General features: G+C 64.4%; 15 protein-coding genes. 8 read left to right on the plus strand and 7 right to left on the minus strand.

Translation table 11 applies throughout. The features are described from left to right. Positions 1–116: 116 nt before the first annotated feature. Complete coding sequence (locus tag H928_RS30105; protein ID WP_148293115.1) at positions 117–1331, plus strand: hypothetical protein; 1215 nt, start codon at positions 117–119, stop codon at positions 1329–1331. Here H928_RS30105 and H928_RS0109930 read toward each other — a convergent pair. From H928_RS0109930 to H928_RS0109940, 3 genes are all read right to left on the minus strand, one after another. Beyond that, positions 1324–1731 carry a hypothetical protein gene (locus H928_RS0109930; RefSeq protein ID WP_021026358.1) on the minus strand — a complete coding sequence of 136 codons (408 nt, stop codon included), beginning with the start codon at positions 1729–1731 and terminating at the stop codon, positions 1324–1326. The genes H928_RS30105 and H928_RS0109930 overlap by 8 nt on opposite strands. Positions 1732–1785: 54 nt before the next feature. Beyond that, entirely contained in the window at positions 1786–2787 is a 1002-nt protein-coding gene (locus tag H928_RS0109935; RefSeq protein WP_021026359.1) for a YhdH/YhfP family quinone oxidoreductase, read from the minus strand. 163 nt (positions 2788–2950) lie between these two features. Beyond that, entirely contained in the window at positions 2951–4168 is a 1218-nt protein-coding gene (locus H928_RS0109940; protein WP_021026360.1) for a CaiB/BaiF CoA-transferase family protein, read from the minus strand. Positions 4169–4295: 127 nt separating this feature from the next. On the opposite strand from H928_RS0109940, the gene H928_RS0109945 reads away from it, so the two are divergent. The 4 genes from H928_RS0109945 to H928_RS0109960 all read left to right on the plus strand — a co-directional run bounded on the left by H928_RS0109945 (position 4296) and on the right by H928_RS0109960 (position 8552). Then, the gene (locus tag H928_RS0109945) at positions 4296–5135 is read left to right on the plus strand and encodes an IclR family transcriptional regulator (protein WP_021026361.1); all 840 of its coding nucleotides are present in this window, start codon (positions 4296–4298) and stop codon (positions 5133–5135) included. Between the two features lie 63 nt (positions 5136–5198). Then, on the plus strand, positions 5199–6353 hold the full coding sequence (locus tag H928_RS0109950) for an acyl-CoA dehydrogenase family protein (protein WP_021026362.1): 1155 nt from the start codon (positions 5199–5201) through the stop codon (positions 6351–6353). A gap of 84 nt (positions 6354–6437) precedes the next feature. After that, entirely contained in the window at positions 6438–7433 is a 996-nt protein-coding gene (locus H928_RS0109955) for a tripartite tricarboxylate transporter substrate binding protein (protein WP_021026363.1), read from the plus strand. Positions 7434–7460: 27 nt separating this feature from the next. Then, a complete protein-coding gene (locus H928_RS0109960; protein ID WP_021026364.1) occupies positions 7461–8552 on the plus strand; it encodes a nitronate monooxygenase family protein in 1092 nt (363 codons plus the stop codon). An 86-nt stretch (positions 8553–8638) separates the two neighbouring features. On the opposite strand, the gene H928_RS0109965 is transcribed toward H928_RS0109960, so the two are convergent. After that, complete coding sequence (locus H928_RS0109965) at positions 8639–9664, minus strand: methionine synthase (RefSeq protein ID WP_021026365.1); 1026 nt, start codon at positions 9662–9664, stop codon at positions 8639–8641. Positions 9665–9795: 131 nt separating this feature from the next. Continuing rightward, positions 9796–10779, minus strand: coding sequence for a DUF1852 domain-containing protein (locus H928_RS0109970; protein WP_021026366.1), 984 nt, complete (start codon positions 10777–10779; stop codon positions 9796–9798). Between the two features lie 141 nt (positions 10780–10920). Between H928_RS0109970 and H928_RS0109975 the strand changes: the two genes are divergently transcribed. The 3 genes from H928_RS0109975 (at position 10921) to H928_RS34050 (ending at position 13464) form a co-directional block, all read left to right on the plus strand. Beyond that, a complete protein-coding gene (locus H928_RS0109975; protein WP_021026367.1) occupies positions 10921–11844 on the plus strand; it encodes a LysR family transcriptional regulator in 924 nt (307 codons plus the stop codon). Between the two features lie 178 nt (positions 11845–12022). Further along, positions 12023–13258, plus strand: coding sequence for an aldehyde dehydrogenase family protein (locus H928_RS27035; protein ID WP_373604915.1), 1236 nt, complete (start codon positions 12023–12025; stop codon positions 13256–13258). Next, a complete protein-coding gene (locus H928_RS34050) occupies positions 13255–13464 on the plus strand; it encodes a hypothetical protein (protein ID WP_373604916.1) in 210 nt (69 codons plus the stop codon). Before H928_RS27035 ends, H928_RS34050 begins: the two co-directional genes overlap by 4 nt. An 80-nt stretch (positions 13465–13544) precedes the next feature. Here H928_RS34050 and H928_RS0109985 read toward each other — a convergent pair whose 3' ends face one another. After that, positions 13545–15023, minus strand: a complete 1479-nt coding sequence (locus tag H928_RS0109985) for a sensor histidine kinase (protein ID WP_021026368.1) — start codon at positions 15021–15023, stop codon at positions 13545–13547. Beyond that, positions 15024–15704, minus strand: a complete 681-nt coding sequence (locus tag H928_RS0109990) for a response regulator transcription factor (RefSeq protein ID WP_021026369.1) — start codon at positions 15702–15704, stop codon at positions 15024–15026. Positions 15705–15742: the final 38 nt, after the last annotated feature.

Here is a 15742-nt window from a genome sequence, read left to right on the forward strand (position 1 = left end):
CTTTCTACGCTGCCTCGGGCCAGATGGAGGGCAACACCGTCATAGCCCCATTGATGCGCTACCAAGGCGGCCGCAGTTTTGGCAGCGAGCCCCGCGATGCCCAAGAGGACAAAAGCATGGGCGATGTGACGCTCAGCTTTCGCAATGGCTTGCAGGGAACGATACAGTTGCCCGGAGAGCCCGCCGAGGCGATTGAGCGTTATGTGTTTGTTGGCCGCGATGCCCCGTACTACCAAGCACAGGCTGGGCGTGAGACCACCCAAGAGGCGCTATGGCTGGGGCTGAACGCGCAGGGGCAGGTGGTGAGCGACTGGCGGGCGGAACTCCAATCAGGTGTGGACCTGCTGCGCTTGACCCTGAGCAAAGGCGATGTGCGCAACACGCTGGACTGCGAGCGCCCCGCGCAGTCCCAAAGCATCCGTTGTGTGGCAGCGAATGCTGAGCTGGCTCCCGTTGTTCAAGCGGCAGAGTTCCGATCCCTAGGGCCGCAAGTGACCGGAACCCTGACCTTGCAGGCTGATACCACGACCCCTTTGCGTTTGCAAGGCAGCAATATCCGAACCTATCTGGAGCGCTGCGTACCGGTGGTCATCACCGGTTGCTACAGCGAAGGATGGGATTCCTACAGTACCTATGAAGGCAGCTACCGGCGTACCCCCACTTATCTGCCCAGCAATGGCACCTGGCTGGTACAGGACGAGCGGACAGGTAAGCCCGGACGCGGCATCAGCCTGGATGTGCAAGGCGACACGATGCTGATGCAGGTATTTGGCTACCGAGCTGATGGCCAGCCCAGTTTTTACATGGGCTTTGGCCGCTACGCGTCTGAATTTGAGCGCAGCACCACCAGCAGCGCAAGCTTTGTATTGAACCGCTATGCCGGTGGCCGCAGCCTAGGCGGTGCGCCCGCCAGCGGGCAACTGCTGGAAGAGGCGGGTGAGGTGGCGGTGCAGCTGACAGCGGTCGGCGCAACGAGTCTGACGCAGGCGATGCTGCAATTTCCGGGAGAAGCGCCCAAGCCCATGCAACGCTTTACATTGGATGCCATGCAGACTGCCGAGGAAAAGTTGTTCGGCGAATGGTATATGCCCTGGATCCCGATGCCAGTGATTCTGGACCGCATGGACGGCGATAGCGCCACCAATGCTGAAGGCTCGGTGCGATGCCAGCCGGCCCAAGGGATATCCTATGTGCAGTGCGAATGGAAGAATTCCTCCAACCTCATGCCTTTTGGGCTGATCTCCGATCCGTTTTTCGTGTCGTCGGCCGCTGTTCGTGTGCGTGACCGCCATGGCAATCTGACCGGTCTGGGAGATGTACCACTTAACTAGTGCCCAGCGACTTCAGGAGACATGAAGGCTGCGCCGTCGAAACCACCGACACGCAGCTTCCGCTGGTGGCGATGAACCATTCGCGAACATCGGAAAATGCCGCAGCCGATGTCAGCAAACCTGGCATGGCCTGCTCTCGCGAGAGCAGGCCGCCCGCTGCAATTTCATAGACGATGCTGTCTTTGAATTGCCCGCTGCACCAGTAGGCGCTGTGGTTGCCTTCATCGGCCTCCAGCAGCGCTTCGTAATGTGGGAACGAAATGTGCAGCGTGACGGTGTCGTCCAGCAGACTTTTCACGATGATTTCCAGCGATGCGGCCTGGCGACGGATGTCAAAAACATCGGTTTCGCCAGCTGGAAGTTGAATGTCCGGAAATACCTTTCGCGCTACCACCTTCATCGCAGATCCAAGCACTCATTGAAATCGGCCATTCTACGGAGGCCCTGTATGGGCTTATGCGTCCGCAGCCCCAAACCGCACTACCGTGCGCCCACTCGTCCCCCCCTCCAGCTGCCGCGCCGCATGCCCCAGCAGCTCATCCAGCCCGATAAAGCGCACACCGGATTGCAGCGCGGCAAAGTCCGGCTTCCAGTCGCGCGCCAGCCTGTCCCACAGCCTGCGCCGCTGCGGCCAGGGGGCGTTGGCGACGATGCCGAACATCTGGGCGCGGCGCATGATAAAGGGCAGTACGCTGCCGTCAAAGCTATTGCCCGAGGCATTGCCCACGCTGGCCAGCAGGCCGCCATCGGCCAGAGACCGCAGCATCCATGACAGCACCGCGCCGCCCACGTTGTCGATGCCGGCAGCGAACTGCGGCTTTTCGATGGGGCGCTTGGAATCCACCACCTGGCTGATGTCGATCACCTCGCTGGCGCCGAGGGCGCGCAAAGCCGCTTCATTGCCAAGGTTGCGGGTGAGCGCTGCCGTGCGGTAGCCGGCCCGGTGCAGCATATGGAGGGCCAGCCGGCCCACGGCGCCGCCAGCGCCGGAGATGGCGACCAGGCCGCTGTCGGGCTGGAGGCCCAGTTCTTCAAAGCGCTCCAGCGCCATTGCGGCGGTAAAGCCGGGCACGCCGAGGATGGCGACCTGCTCGGCGCTCAGGCCTGCGGGCAGGGCTTGCAGGTGCTCGGCGGGCGCCTGCACCAGTTCGGCAAAGCCACCATCGACATCAATGCCGCGCTGGAAACCATGGCTGAGCACCATGTCCCCGGGCCGGAACTGGTCGCTGTGCGATTCAAGTACCTTGCCCACCACCTCGATCCCCGCCACCCGGGGGAACTGCGTGATGATCCTGGCCGCCCCATGCAGCGACAAACAGTCCTTGTAGTTAACGCCCGCATAGTGGGACTGGACCAGCACTTCGCCGGGCGCGAGCTCGCTGCGCTGCAGGGTCTCTATCTGTGAGTGGATGGCTTTGTCCGCGCTGCGCGTGACCATGGCCTGGTAGCGGTTCATGCAGTTCTCCTGAAGAGTCGCTAACACAACCCTTGATACGTCGTTGCCGAACCTAGTCGTACTACTGTACTGCCTGCGGCTCGACGCCTAGTCGGCGACGCCTAGTCTCAATCGCAAACCTTCGGTTTGCTGGGCCGTGTTAGCGACCTATTGAGGAATACGGTCAAACCACGCCCTGCGCGCGCAGCTGTGCCAGTTCATCGGCCGAGATGCCGAAGGCGGCATAGACCTCGGCGTTGTGCTCGCCCAGCGCCGGGCCGGTGCGGGGCACCGGCATATCGCGGCCGATGATGCGCGGAACAATGCAGGGCGCAGGCAGGCTGCCATGGTCGGCATCGGCCAGGCGGATGATGGCCTCGCGCGCCTGAAAATGCGGGTCCGCCTCGATATCGGCGATGTCATAGACCTTGCTGAACGGAATCTCGCAGGCCTCCAGCTTCTGGCAGATCAGCGCAAAACCATGCTCGGCAAACCAGCCGCTGACGATGGCATCGAGCGCATGCACATGGGCCACGCGCTGGGGCAGGCTGCCAAAGCGCGGGTCGTCTGCCAGCTGGGGCTTGTCCATCGCCTTGCACAGCCGCAGCCAGACGGCCTGCGATGACGCCACCATCGAGAAGAACACACCATCGGCACTGCGGTACATGTTGGATGGCGCCGTGTAGGTGGCCAGATTGCCTTCGCCGCGCCGGGCCAGGCCCAGCTGTTCATGCTCGACGGGCAGCGGGTCCAGAATGCGGAACAGCGCCTCGGTAGCAGACAGGTCCACCTCCACGCCCAGCGCCTCGGGGTCGGCACGCAGGCGGGCCATTTCTGCGGCGATCGAGAACGCGCAGAAGATGCCGGCGACCGAGTCGCCGATCGGGTAATTGCTGTGCATCGGCGCGCCGCCTGCAGGGGCCGTCAGGTTGGTGAAGCCGCTCATCGCCTCAAACACCCGCGCAAAGCCGGCGCGGGCGCTGTAGGGCCCCGTCTGGCCAAAGCCGGTCAGCCGCACCACGATGAGGCGCGGGTTGGCGCGGTGCAGGGTGGCAATGTCCAGGCCCCAGCGGTCCAGGCTGCCGGTGCGAAAGTTCTCCACCAGCACATCGAACTGCGCCAGCATGGCCAGCAGCAGCGCGCGCCCCTGAGGCTTGCGCACATCCAGGGTGATGCCGCGCTTGCCCCGGTTCGCCACCTTCCACCACAGCGGCGATCCGTCCTTGATGGGTTGCATATGGCGCAGCGCATCGTTGCCATCGGGCAGCTCCAGCTTGACGACATCGGCGCCATGGTCGGCGCACATGGTCGCGCCACTGGGCGCAGCCAGCACCGTGGCCATGTCCAGGATGCGTACGCCGGCCAGCGAGCCTGGGTTGGTCTTGGTCTTGTGGTGGGTCATGAAAACTCTTCGTGCAGTAAGCGCAATAGCCGCTTTGTCCCACAGCGGATGGGCAGCTGCAATAGCATGTTTCGCTTAGCGAAACACTCGGCTCAAACGATTGACCTGGAAAGGCTGCCGCCCAATCATGACCACACGAACCACCGCCAAACCTGCCGTGCACACCATCCCTCTGCCTGGGCTTGTCAGCCCCCATGACCTCACGCAAGACCGCCAGTTCTCGATGAACCTGGCGCGCGGTCTGGAGGTGCTGAGGGCGTTTACGCCGGCCAGCCCGGTGCTGGGCAACCGCGAGATTGCCGACCGCACCGGCCTGCCCAAGCCCACCGTTTCAAGGCTGACCTATACGCTCACCTTGCTGGGCTATCTGAGCCGCGACGGCCAGCTGCAAAAGTACCGGCTGGGCCCGGGCGTGCTGTCGCTGGGCCCCCCGCTGCTGGCCAGCATGGCCGTGCGCCAGGCGGCCAAGCCGCTGATGGAGTCGCTCGCCCGCAGCACCGGCTGCACCGTCAACATGGGCGTACGCGACCGCGACCAGGTCGTCTATATCGACTCGGTGCGGGCCGATTCCACCAACCAGCACCTGCCCGATATCGGCTCCACCCGCCCGCTGCTGTCCAGCGCCATCGGCCGGGCGCTGGTCCTGGCCTGCCCGGCGGCCGAGCAGCGCGCCATCGTCAATTACCTTCGGGTCAAGGACCGTGCCGAGTATGACGCCCAACTGCCCCACTGGCAGGCCGATGTAGTGCGTTTCCAAGAAGAGGGCTACTGCCACTCCAAGGGCGACTGGCGCAAGGAGATCCATGCGATTGCCGTTCCGGTGCGCACCCATCTCGGCGGTTTGCCCGTCGCGCTGAACTGCACCTTGTCCACCCACCGGGCGTCCAGGAACCTGCTTAGCCGCGAGGTGGCACCGTTGCTGAAAGATGCCGTTTTTCAACTGGAGCTGGCGCTGGGTATGCGCTAGGGCGCTAACGCCCCAAGCCCTGCAGCCAGCGCCGGTTCCACCCCTCCCCAAGAAAGAAGCGTGATGATCCGAGACCCCCAGACGTTTGAAGCCATGCTGGCCGAGCTGCGTGTTTTTTTTCGCACCGAATGCCAGCCGATCGAGGAACAGGTCGATGCGCAGGACCTGATCCCCGAGCCGGTGGTGCAGCGCATGCGCGAGCTGGGCCTGTTTGGCCACAGCATTCCCGAGGCCTATGGCGGCGCGGGCCTGACGACCGAGGAATTGGCCCTGGTCAATATCGAGGTCTCGCAGGTAGCGACCACCTTCCGCGCGCGCTTTGGTGGCAATACCGGTATTGCGTCGGAGTCGCTGGTGGTCGATGGCACCGAGGCGCAGAAGACTAAGTACCTGCCGCAGCTGGCCAGCGGCGAGGTGACCGGCTGCTTTGCGCTGACCGAGCCCGAGGCTGGCTCGGATGCCACCGCGCTGCGGACCACAGCCGTGCGCGACGGCGCGCATTTTGTGATCAGCGGGCGCAAGTGCTTTATCACCAATGCGCCGATTGCCAACCTGTTCACCGTGTTTGCCCGCTCCGAGCCCGGCAGCAAGGGCGCGAACGGCATCAGCGCCTTTCTGATCGAGCGCGGCACCCCCGGGCTGTCCACACCGCCCGCAATGCGCAAGATGGGCCAGCATGGCTCGCCCGTCGGTGAGGTGGTGCTGGACCAGGTGCGCGTGCATGAAAGCGCCATCGTTGGCAGCCTGGAGGGCAAGGGCTTTCGCACGGCCATGCGTGCGCTCAACAAGCAGCGCATCAACCTGGCCGGTCTCTGCGTGGGGCCGGCCATCCGCCTGGTGCAGGAGATGGCCCTGCAAGCGCAGCGCCGCCAGCAGTTTGGCCAGCCGATCAGCGAGTTCCAGCTGGTGCAGCAGCTGATTGCCGAGAGCAACACCGAAGTGCATGCCGCCCGCGCCCTGGTGCTGGAGACCGCGCGCAAGCGCGACGATGGCCAGGACGTGACCATGGAGGCCTCTATGTGCAAGCTCTTTGCCTCCGAGACCTGCGGCCGTGTGGCCGACCGGGCCGTGCAGATCTTTGGCGGCAGCGGCTATGTGGCCGGCAATGTGGCCGAGCGCTTCTACCGCGATGTGCGCCTGTTCCGCCTCTACGAAGGCACGAGCCAGGTCCACATCACCAATATCGCCAAACGCACGATGGCGGCACTGAACACCTAGCCGCCCATTACCGCGACGCGTATCGAGACAAGAACAAGCGCAGACCGACACAAGCGCAATCCACCCTTCTCAGGAGACAAAGCCATGCAGACCATCCCATCCCTCGCCCATGCAGCGCGCGCCTTGCTGGCGTGCAGCCTGGCCGTCACTGCGCTTGCGCAGGCGCAGCCCCAGGCAGAAGGCTATCCCACCAAGCCGGTCAAGGTCATCGTTCCGTTCTCGGCGGGCGGGGTGGTCGATTCGGTTGCGCGCATCATCAGCGACAAACTCTCTACCCAGTACGGCAAGCCCTTTATCGTGGAGAACAAGACGGGCGCGGGCGGCTCCATTGGCACCGACTATGTCGCCAAATCCGCGCCTGATGGCTACACCCTGCTGGCGGTCAGCCCCAGCCACGCGGTGGCGCCCGCGCTGCAAAAGAGCATCAGCTGGAGCCCCGTGCGCGACTTCAAGGCGATTGCCGGCTTTGGCTATGTGCCCAATATCATCGTCGTGCCCCCCAGCCTGCCGGCCAAGACCATGGCCGAGTTCGTCGCGCTGGCCAAGAAGAGCGAGCCACCGCTGACCTATGCCACCGCCGGCCTGGGCACCTCCAACCACCTGTCGGGCGAGCTACTGGCACAAGAGGCCCAAATCTCGCTCGCGCATGTGCCCTACAAAGGCCAGTCGGAGGCCTTGAACGATTTGCTGTCCGGCCGGGTCAACATGATGCCGCTGACCTCGGCGCTCGCGATTCCGCATGTCAAAAGCGGCAAGCTGCGCGCACTGGCTGTCACCACCGCCAAGCGCTCCAGCGCTTCGCCCGATCTGCCGACCGTGGCCGAGGCGGCGCAACTGCCCCACTACAACGTGGGCACCTGGTTTGGCTTTGTGGCCCCGGCCAAGACGCCGGCGCCCGTGCTGCAAAAGCTGTCGGCCGATATTGCGCAGATCCTCGCGCAGCCCGATGTCAAGACCAAACTCGAATCGCTGGGCATGGAGCTGGCACCGCAGAACGCCGAGCAGTTCGATAGCTTCATCGCGCAGGAGAGCGAGAAGTGGGGCCAGGTCATCAAGCAGGCCGGCATTGAACCCAACTGATGGCTGCACCGAGACAAGGCCCGCAGCATGCCGCAATTTCAAACACCGCTCTGCCAGCGCCTGGGCATTGCGCATCCCATCTTTGGTTTCTCGCACGAGCCCGATGTCGTGGTCGCCATTGCCCAAGCCGGTGGCTTTCCGGTACTGGGGCTGGCGCGCGATGCACCGCAGGACATTCCGGCCATCGTGCGCGATGTGGAGCAGCGCCTGGCGGGCCTGCCCTATGGCATTGACCTGATGCTGCCGGCCCATGTGCCCAGCCAGGCCGATCCGCAAAGCCTGCAGGCAGCGCTGCCGCCCGCGCATGTGGCGTTTGTGGCCGGGCTGCGCGAGCGTTTTGCCATCCAGCCGCCCAGGCAGCCCAGCTTTTTTACCGCCCATGCGCGCTCGGAGGCCCTGTTTCAGGCGCAGATCGATGCGGTATTGAACTCCCAGGCCTGCGCGGTGGCAACGGCCATCGGCCTGCGCGCCGAGCTGATTGCCGAGGCCAAGCGCAGAGGCAAGCTCACGTTCTCGCTGATCGGCTCAGTACGCCATGCGCGCAAGGCGCTGGACATGGGCGTGGATGTGCTCGTCGCCCAGGGCTATGACGCGGGCGGCCACACCGGCACCGTGGGCACTATGTCGCTGCTGCCGCAGATTGTGGAAGTGGCGCAGAACACGCCCGTGCTGGCCGCTGGCGGCATCGCCACCGGTGCGCAGGTGCTGGGCAGCATCTGCAGCGGCGCGCAGGGCGCCTGGCTGGGCACCTTGTGGATGGCCGCGCAAGAGAACCACACGCCCGCTGCATTGCTGGACCGGCTGATCGCCAGCAGCAGCGAGGACACTGTTATCTCACGCGCCCACAGCGGCAAGCCTTGCCGTGTGGTGCGCAGTGCCTGGATCGATGCCTGGGACGAGGCCGATGCGCCCGCGCCGCTCGGCATGCCCCAGCAGCAGGCGCTGATCGGTGATGTGTTCGCATCGATCCACGAACACAACAATGCCCAGCTGATCTACGAAGCAGCCGGGCAGAGCGTGTTTGGCATCAAGGCGCGCACGACGGTCGCCGCGCAGATGACCCTGCTGGTGGCCGAGATGCACCAGGCCTGGGGGCGGGTGAGCGGGTTTGTGCAGTAGCTGAAAGTAGCTGACCCGGTCAGGGCGACCCGGTCGTTTGGACCGGGTCAGGTTGGTGCCTAAAGCTGGGTTTTCAGGCTGGCGTATCAAGCAGCAGCAAGCCGCTCCTTGGCCAGTTGGGTGCCCGCTGCCAGTGCCTTGAGCTTGCCCCAGGCCACATCGCGCGACATGGGTGCCAGGCCGCAGTTGGTGCAGGGGAAGAGGCGGTCCGCGGGCACAAACTCCAGTGCGCGGGCAATGGTGTCGGCCACTTCCTCGGGCGTCTCGATGGTGTCGCTTGCCACATCGATCACACCGACCATGACATCCTTGCCCGCCAGCAGTTTCATCAGATCGGGCGGCACATGGGAGTGAATGCACTCCAGGCTCACCTGGTCGATGCTGCTGCGCGCGAGCGCCGGGAACACCGTCTCGTACTGGCGCCATTCGTCGCCCAAGGTGCTCTTCCAGTCGGTATTGGCCTTGATGCCGTAGCCGTAGCAGATGTGCACCGCCGTTGTGCAGCTGAGGCCCTGCGCTGCGCGCTCGAGCGCCTGCACGCCCCAGTCGGCCGCATCCTTCATGTAGACGTTGAAGGCGGGTTCATCAAACTGGATGATGTCCACGCCATCGGCCTGCAGGGCCAGCGCTTCCTGGTTCAGCAGCTCGGCAAAGGCCATGGCCATCTTTACCTTGTCGCCATAGAAGCGGTCCGCCACGGTGTCCACAATGGTCATCGGGCCGGGCAGGGTGAACTTGAGCTTTTTTTGGGTGTGGGCGCGTGCCAGCTGCGCCTCAAACGCATGCACGCGGCCCTTGAGGCGCAAGGCCGACACCACCTGCGGCACCATCGCGTCGTAGCGGTTGTCGCGGATGCCCATCTTCACCTTGTTGTCGAAGTCGATGCCTTCGACCTGCTCCAGAAAGCCATGCACAAAGTGCTGGCGCGCCTGCTCGCCGTCGCCCACGATGTCCAGACCGGCATCTTCCTGGGCCTTGATCCACAGCAAGGTGGCATCCGCCTTGGCCTGGCGCAGTGCATCGCCTTCTGCCATCCACTGGGGCCAGAGCTTGTTGGTTTCGGCCAGCCAGGCGGGTTTGGGCAGACTGCCGGCAATGGAGGTTTCAAACATCAAAGATTTCCTTTTCAAAAATGAGGGGCAGGTTGGCGTGCAAGGCATTGTGCGCACGCCGCTGCGCAAGGGGGTTGCCTAGGTGACATCGGCAGCATGGCGCCGCAGCGCCAAGGCCTTGGAACAGGTTCTTAAACGCTGGCCTGGGCCGCCCAGGCTTGCAGCACACCCTGGTAGGGCTTGATGAAGTGCTCCTCGGCAAACCGGCCTTGTTGGATGGCCAGCTGGCTGCGTTCTTCGCGGTCGTAGACGATCTGCGTCAGCGAGTAATCCTCGTGCTTCAGGCTCGGCTGGTAGCGCGCTCCGGCGGCGGCATTGGCGTTGTAGATCTCCGGGCGGTAGATCTTCTGGAAGGTCTCCATCGTGCTGATGGTGGCAATCAGCTCCAGGCTGCTGTAGTCGCCCAGCAGGTCGCCATCAAAGTAAAAGGCCAGCGGCGCAACGCTGTTGGCGGGCATGAAAAAGCGCACCTGCATCCCCATCTTGGCAAAGTACTGGTCCGTCGACGACAGCTCGTTTTGCTGGTACTCGAGGCCCAGCACCGGGTGCTGGTTGCCGCTGCGCTGGTAGACCTTGCTGGTCGATGCGCTGATGCAGATCACCGGCGGCTTGCTGAAGTTGTCCCGGTAGGTGCTGGATCCCGCAAAGGCCTTGAACAGCTTGCCATGCAGATCGCCAAAATGCGCCGGGGTGCTGAAGCCGGCCCGGTCCAGGTTGTGCGCCGGCAGCAGCACGCTGAAGTCGTAGTCGCGCACATAGGACGAGAAGTTGTTGCCCACAATGCCGGCACTGCGCTGGCCCGTCTGCTTGTCGAAGATATGGGTCTGCAGCATCTCGATCAGCGGAAAGGCCTCCTGGTTGCGCTGCGCGCCCAGTTGCATCGCTACCGTGACGATGTCCAGCTCCACTGCATAGCGGTCAGCGCTGGGGTTGTCCCAATGGGCCAGCTCGTTGAAGCGGTTGTCGATCATCCGCAAGGTGTTGCGCAGGTTCTGCTGCCGGTTATGGCCCCGGGCCAGATTGGCAAAGTTGGTGGTGATACGCGTGCTGTCGGAGGGCTGGTAGTGCTCGTCAAAACGCAGGCGCTGGAGGGTGAAGCGGATGTCGCTGCTCATGGGGTCCGATCGTTGAATGCAGGGGAGCTGAGCTGCCTTGGGCACAGCACGCGGCTCAGGTCGATGGGCCGGATGTTAGAGCGGGTTACTCATGAAGTAAAATGGTTTTATCTCATAAATCCATGAATGTGGTTCATCTGAATGTTGGAACGTATCCACCTCAGCATCGTCCAGCAGGTCGAAAAGCAGGGCTCGCTCACCGCCGCTGCCGGCGTGCTCCACCTCACCCAATCGGCACTGAGCCACAGCATGAAGAAGCTCGAGCAGCAGCTGGGCACGGATGTCTGGCTGCGCGAAGGCCGCAGCCTGCGGCTGACGCAGGCCGGCCAGTACCTGCTGGCGGTGGCCAACCGCGTGCTGCCGCAGCTGGACCTGGCCGAAGAGCGCCTGGGCCAGTTTGCCCAGGGCGAGCGCGGCGCGCTGCGCATTGGCATGGAATGCCACCCCTGCTACCAGTGGCTGCTCAAGGTCGTCTCGCCCTACCTGGCCGCCTGGCCCGATGTGGAGGTGGACGTGAAGCAGAAATTCCAGTTCGGCGGTATCGGCGCGCTGTTTGGCTATGAGATCGACCTGCTGGTCACGCCCGATCCGCTGTTCAAACCCGGGCTGCAGTTTGAGCCGGTGTTTGACTATGAGCAGGTACTCGTCGTGCCCCGGGGCCATGCGCTGGCCTCTGCCGCCTATGTCAAACCCCAGCAGCTCGCGCAGGAGGTGCTGATCAGCTACCCGGTCGATATCGAACGGCTCGACATCTACAACCAGTTCCTGCTGCCCGCCGGCATCACGCCCCGGCGCCACAAGGCCATCGAGACCACCGACATCATGGTGCAGATGGTCGCCAGCGGCCGGGGTGTGGCGGCGCTGCCGCGCTGGCTGGTGGAGGAGTACGCCGCCAAGATGGACGTGGTGCCGGTGCGGCTGGGCCCGCGCGGCATTGCCAAGCAGATCTTTCTGGGGGCGCGCGAATCGGACACCGCCATCGACTATGTGCGCGCCTTTATCGAACTGGCGCGCCAGCCGGCTGCAACCCTGCCCGGCGCCAAGAGGGCGCAGACCGCGCCGTAGCGGGCGCTCGGCCCGGCGCTGGCGCCATGCCGCTGGTGGCATCCGGGCGTCCGGGCGTCCGGGCATCCAGGCAGTCGCGATCCGCTGCCTGTCTCTGCCACAAACCAAAGCAAATGCGCGCTGAGCAAACGCGAGGAAAAAAGACAGCGACACAATGGAGAAATGGTTGCAGCGCTGAATGGGCGCGACCGAGGTCCAGCAGATGGAGTGCTTTGAACAGGTTCTTAGTGCGGAGGTACTTGCCATGGCGAACAAATTCCAACCCATGCTGGATGCGCAGAAGGCGCGCTTCCTCAGCGACCTGACCAAATCAGCGCAGTGGCGCCTCGCACAGCTCGATCGCATGGAGCGGATGCTGCTGGAGCACCAAGAGGCGTTTTGTGCCGCGCTGTATGCAGACTTCCGCAAGCCATCGTTTGAGCAGCTGTTTGAGATCACCGTGCCGCTGGGCAACATCAAGTACTACCGCGAGAACCTGGCTGCGCTGATGGCGCCTCAGCGCGTGGAGATTCCCAAGGGGCTGGAGGCCACCGGCAACAGCGGGCTGGTGCTGAAAGAGCCCTATGGCCCGACGCTTGTGATCGGACCGTTCAACGCGCCGATCCTGCTGCTGCTCGATCCAGCCATCGCTGCTCTGGCCGCTGGCAACCCGGTGGTGCTCAAGCCTGCCAACACCACGCCGGTCACCGCTGCGCTGTTTCAAAAGCTCGTGCCGCAGTATTTCGATGCCGAGGATGTGGCCATCGTCACCGGGGGGCGGGAGGAGATTGGCGCATTGCTGGCGTTGCCGTTTGACTTCATCTTCTTTACCGGTAGCTCCGCCGTGGGCAAGGTGGTGATGCGCGCAGCCGCTGAGAACCTGACGCCGGTCATTCTGGAGTTGGGCGGGCAGAACCCCACCATTGTTGACGAGACCGCCAACCTCGACATCGCCGCCGATCGCATCGCCTGGGGACACAATGCCATCTCCGGCCAATGGTGCATCGCGCCGGGCTATGTGTATGTCCATGCCAGCGTTGCCGATGCGTTCATCGCCAAGCTCAAGGCCTCCATCGTGAGGATGTATGGAGCCGATCCCCAGCAGAGCCCAGACTTCGCACGCATGATCAGCAGCCATGACGCGCAACGGGTGGCCTCCTACATTCTTGCGGACAAGGTGGTGCATGGCGGCAGGGTCGATGTCGAGGCCCGCTATGTGGAGCCAACGGTCCTGTATCCGTCGACCTGGGATGACCCTGCGTTGCAGCAGGAGATCTTTGGCCCCGTGCTGCCGGTGATGCCCTATACCGAGCTCCAAGAGATCCTCGGCGTGATGAAGCGCAACCCAAAGCCACTGGCGGCCTATATTTCAGCAAGAACCCTGCGCACATTGACTTGGTGCTGGGCAGCCTGTCCTTTGGTGGCGGCTGCGTGAACCAGACCAATCTCCATTGCTGGATTGACAGCCTGCCCTTTGGGGGCGTGGGCTATAGCGGCATGGGCAAATACTATGGCAAGGCGGGCTTTGACGCGCTGAGCAACACCAAGGCCATGCTGATCGGCAATCCAGACCTGGCGCTGGATGTCTTTCCGCCCTATGAGGGCAAAGACAATGCCAAGAGTCTGGGCCTGTTTTCCTGAGCGCCGGGGCGATAGGGGGCCGCCCGCAGCTCGCCACCTCAGCACGGACCGGCGGATTTGCGGGCCCTTTGAACCGGTTCCTAGTGCTCGCCCACAGCGCGCACAAAACGCACGCTGATGCGCAGGCCCGGGCCAAAGGGTGGCGTGTAGCGCTGCTGGGCATCGGCCAGTTGCAGGCTGGCGCCGGTGGCACGTGCTACCTCCTGCACAATCGCCAGCCCCAGGCCGGTGCCGGGCGTGTCATTGGCCAGGCGGTAAAAGCGCTCCAGCACCCGATCGCGGCTTTGCGCCGGTATGCCCGGGCCATTGTCCTGCACCCACAACAGCAGGCTGCCGGCGCTGGCCTCCAGGCCCAGGGTGACCTGGCCTTGCGGCGGCGTGTAGCGGATCGCGTTGTCCACCAGATTGGCAATCAGCTCGGGCAGCAGCCGGCTGCTGGTGTAGAGCGAAAACGCATGCGCATCGGCTGAGGGCATTGCGCCATCGGCGGGTGCTGCAGCTGGCGCTGCGCGTTCTTCCCAGCCCAGGTCGATCTGCTTGAGGTCGGCCGCCGGCGCCAAGGCTTCCAGGCACTGCAGGCACAGCGCGCGCAGGTCCAGCCACTGCGGCGTTTGGGCGGCGCCGCCGGCCTCGGCCTGCGCCAGGGTCAGCAGCTGGTTGGCCACATTGAGCAACTGCTGGTTGCTGCGCTGCAGCCGCTGCAGCACAGCCAGGCGCTGCGCGACCGACAGGGCGGCCAACTCGGCAGGGGTCTGGCCCAGCGCCTGCTCCAAGGTATGGGCCTGGATGGCCAGCGGCGTGCGCAGCTGGTGCGCGGCATCCGAGATGAACTGGCGCTGGCGCGCGACCTGGGCGCGGATGGTGCGGGCAAACTGGTTGACGGTATCGGTCAGCGGCCGCAGCTCCTGGTGGATCTGGCGCGAGTCGAGGTGAAAATCCAGATCCCGGGCCGGGCGCTCGGCCAGCTGGCGCGCCATGCGCAGCAGCGCGCGCAGCTCCAAGGTCAAGGCGGTGGCGCTTACCAGCACGGCCACGGCCAGCGCCCAGAGCAGGTATTCCATCGTCGGCCACCACAAGGTCTGCACCATGTTGTCGCGGCTGTGCGTGGTTTTGCCAACCAGGATGGTGATCTCGCGCGCGCCTGCCACGTCATACATGGCCCGGCGCGTGATGACGGCGCGGATCGGCTGGCCTTGCCAGACGGCGTCATACCACTGGGCGTTGTCGCTGCCGCTCAGCTGCAGCTTTGGCGGCTGCGGAAAATTCTGCTGGCCCGCCAGCAGCTGGCCTTGCGCATCCATCACGCTCAGGTAGACATGGTCGCGCGCGGGCGACATGAACAGGCTGAGTGCCGAAGGCGGCACGCTGGCGCGCACATCGCCGTCTTCCCAGATCAGGCGGTCGGCCAGGATCTTGGCCGAGGACAGCAGGTCATGGTCCTGCACATAGTCGGCCGCATCCTCGGCATGCTCATGGGCAAACCAGCCGCACAGGCCCACCAGCACCGCCAGCGGCAGCAGCAGCCACAGGGCCAGGCGTGCGCGCAGGCTGTGCAGCATTCAGTCCCCGCCGGCCAGTTTTTGCTTGAGCAGGTAGCCCACGCCGCGCAAGGTCATGATGGTGGTGTCGCTGGCCTGCAGCTTCTTGCGCAGGCGGTGCACATACAGGTCCACCGCGTCGGCGCTGGCCTCTTCGTCCATGCCGTAGATCACATCCATCAACCGCTGCTTGGGCAGCGCGCTGCCGTTTTGCAGCATCAGCGCTTCGAGCACGCTGCGCTCGCGCGGGGGCAGGGCCAGCTCTTCGCCCGCCACGCTGAACAGGCGCGTGCGCAAGTCCAGCTGCAGGTTGCCGCAGCGCACCTGGTTCTCGCGCCCGGGCATCTGGCGCCGCGCAATGGCCTGCATGCGCGCCAGCAACTCGCGCACTTCCACCGGTTTGACCAGGTAGTCATCGGCGCCAATCTCCAGGCACAGCACCTTCTGGTCGAGCGAATCGCTGGCCGTCAGCACAATCACCGGCAGGCTGTCCCCCCGCTCACGCAGGCGGCGCAGCAAGGCCTTGCCGCTCAACTGGGGCAGGTTCAGGTCCAGCAGCAGCAGGTCATAGTGCGATTGGCTCAGCAGCTGGTCGGCCGCATCGCCACGGTCCACATGGTCCACCACAAAAGCATGCTGGCGCAGCAGCTCGGCCAGGGACTGGGCCAGTTCCAGGTTGTCTTCGACCAGAAGGATCTTCATCGGAGGAGGTGGGGCGCCGGGCGCCCGCAAATAGATCA

Source organism: Comamonas sp. B-9 (genome assembly GCF_000410635.1).
Taxonomy (GTDB): Bacteria; Pseudomonadota; Gammaproteobacteria; order Burkholderiales; family Burkholderiaceae_C; genus Comamonas.

Bases quoted from the DNA above. Each gene is read 5' to 3' on its own strand.
- H928_RS30105 (WP_148293115.1), top strand. From the start codon at position 117: ATGGGCGATGTGACGCTCAGCTTTCGCAATGGCTTGCAGGGAACGATA.
- H928_RS0109930 (WP_021026358.1), bottom strand. From the start codon at position 1,731: ATGAAGGTGGTAGCGCGAAAGGTATTTCCGGACATTCAACTTCCAGCT.
- H928_RS0109935 (WP_021026359.1), bottom strand. From the start codon at position 2,787: ATGAACCGCTACCAGGCCATGGTCACGCGCAGCGCGGACAAAGCCATC.
- H928_RS0109940 (WP_021026360.1), bottom strand. From the start codon at position 4,168: ATGACCCACCACAAGACCAAGACCAACCCAGGCTCGCTGGCCGGCGTA.
- H928_RS0109945 (WP_021026361.1), top strand. From the start codon at position 4,296: ATGACCACACGAACCACCGCCAAACCTGCCGTGCACACCATCCCTCTG.
- H928_RS0109950 (WP_021026362.1), top strand. From the start codon at position 5,199: ATGATCCGAGACCCCCAGACGTTTGAAGCCATGCTGGCCGAGCTGCGT.
- H928_RS0109955 (WP_021026363.1), top strand. From the start codon at position 6,438: ATGCAGACCATCCCATCCCTCGCCCATGCAGCGCGCGCCTTGCTGGCG.
- H928_RS0109960 (WP_021026364.1), top strand. From the start codon at position 7,461: ATGCCGCAATTTCAAACACCGCTCTGCCAGCGCCTGGGCATTGCGCAT.
- H928_RS0109965 (WP_021026365.1), bottom strand. From the start codon at position 9,664: ATGTTTGAAACCTCCATTGCCGGCAGTCTGCCCAAACCCGCCTGGCTG.
- H928_RS0109970 (WP_021026366.1), bottom strand. From the start codon at position 10,779: ATGAGCAGCGACATCCGCTTCACCCTCCAGCGCCTGCGTTTTGACGAG.
- H928_RS0109975 (WP_021026367.1), top strand. From the start codon at position 10,921: ATGTTGGAACGTATCCACCTCAGCATCGTCCAGCAGGTCGAAAAGCAG.
- H928_RS27035 (WP_373604915.1), top strand. From the start codon at position 12,023: ATGGGCGCGACCGAGGTCCAGCAGATGGAGTGCTTTGAACAGGTTCTT.
- H928_RS0109985 (WP_021026368.1), bottom strand. From the start codon at position 15,023: ATGCTGCACAGCCTGCGCGCACGCCTGGCCCTGTGGCTGCTGCTGCCG.
- H928_RS0109990 (WP_021026369.1), bottom strand. From the start codon at position 15,704: ATGAAGATCCTTCTGGTCGAAGACAACCTGGAACTGGCCCAGTCCCTG.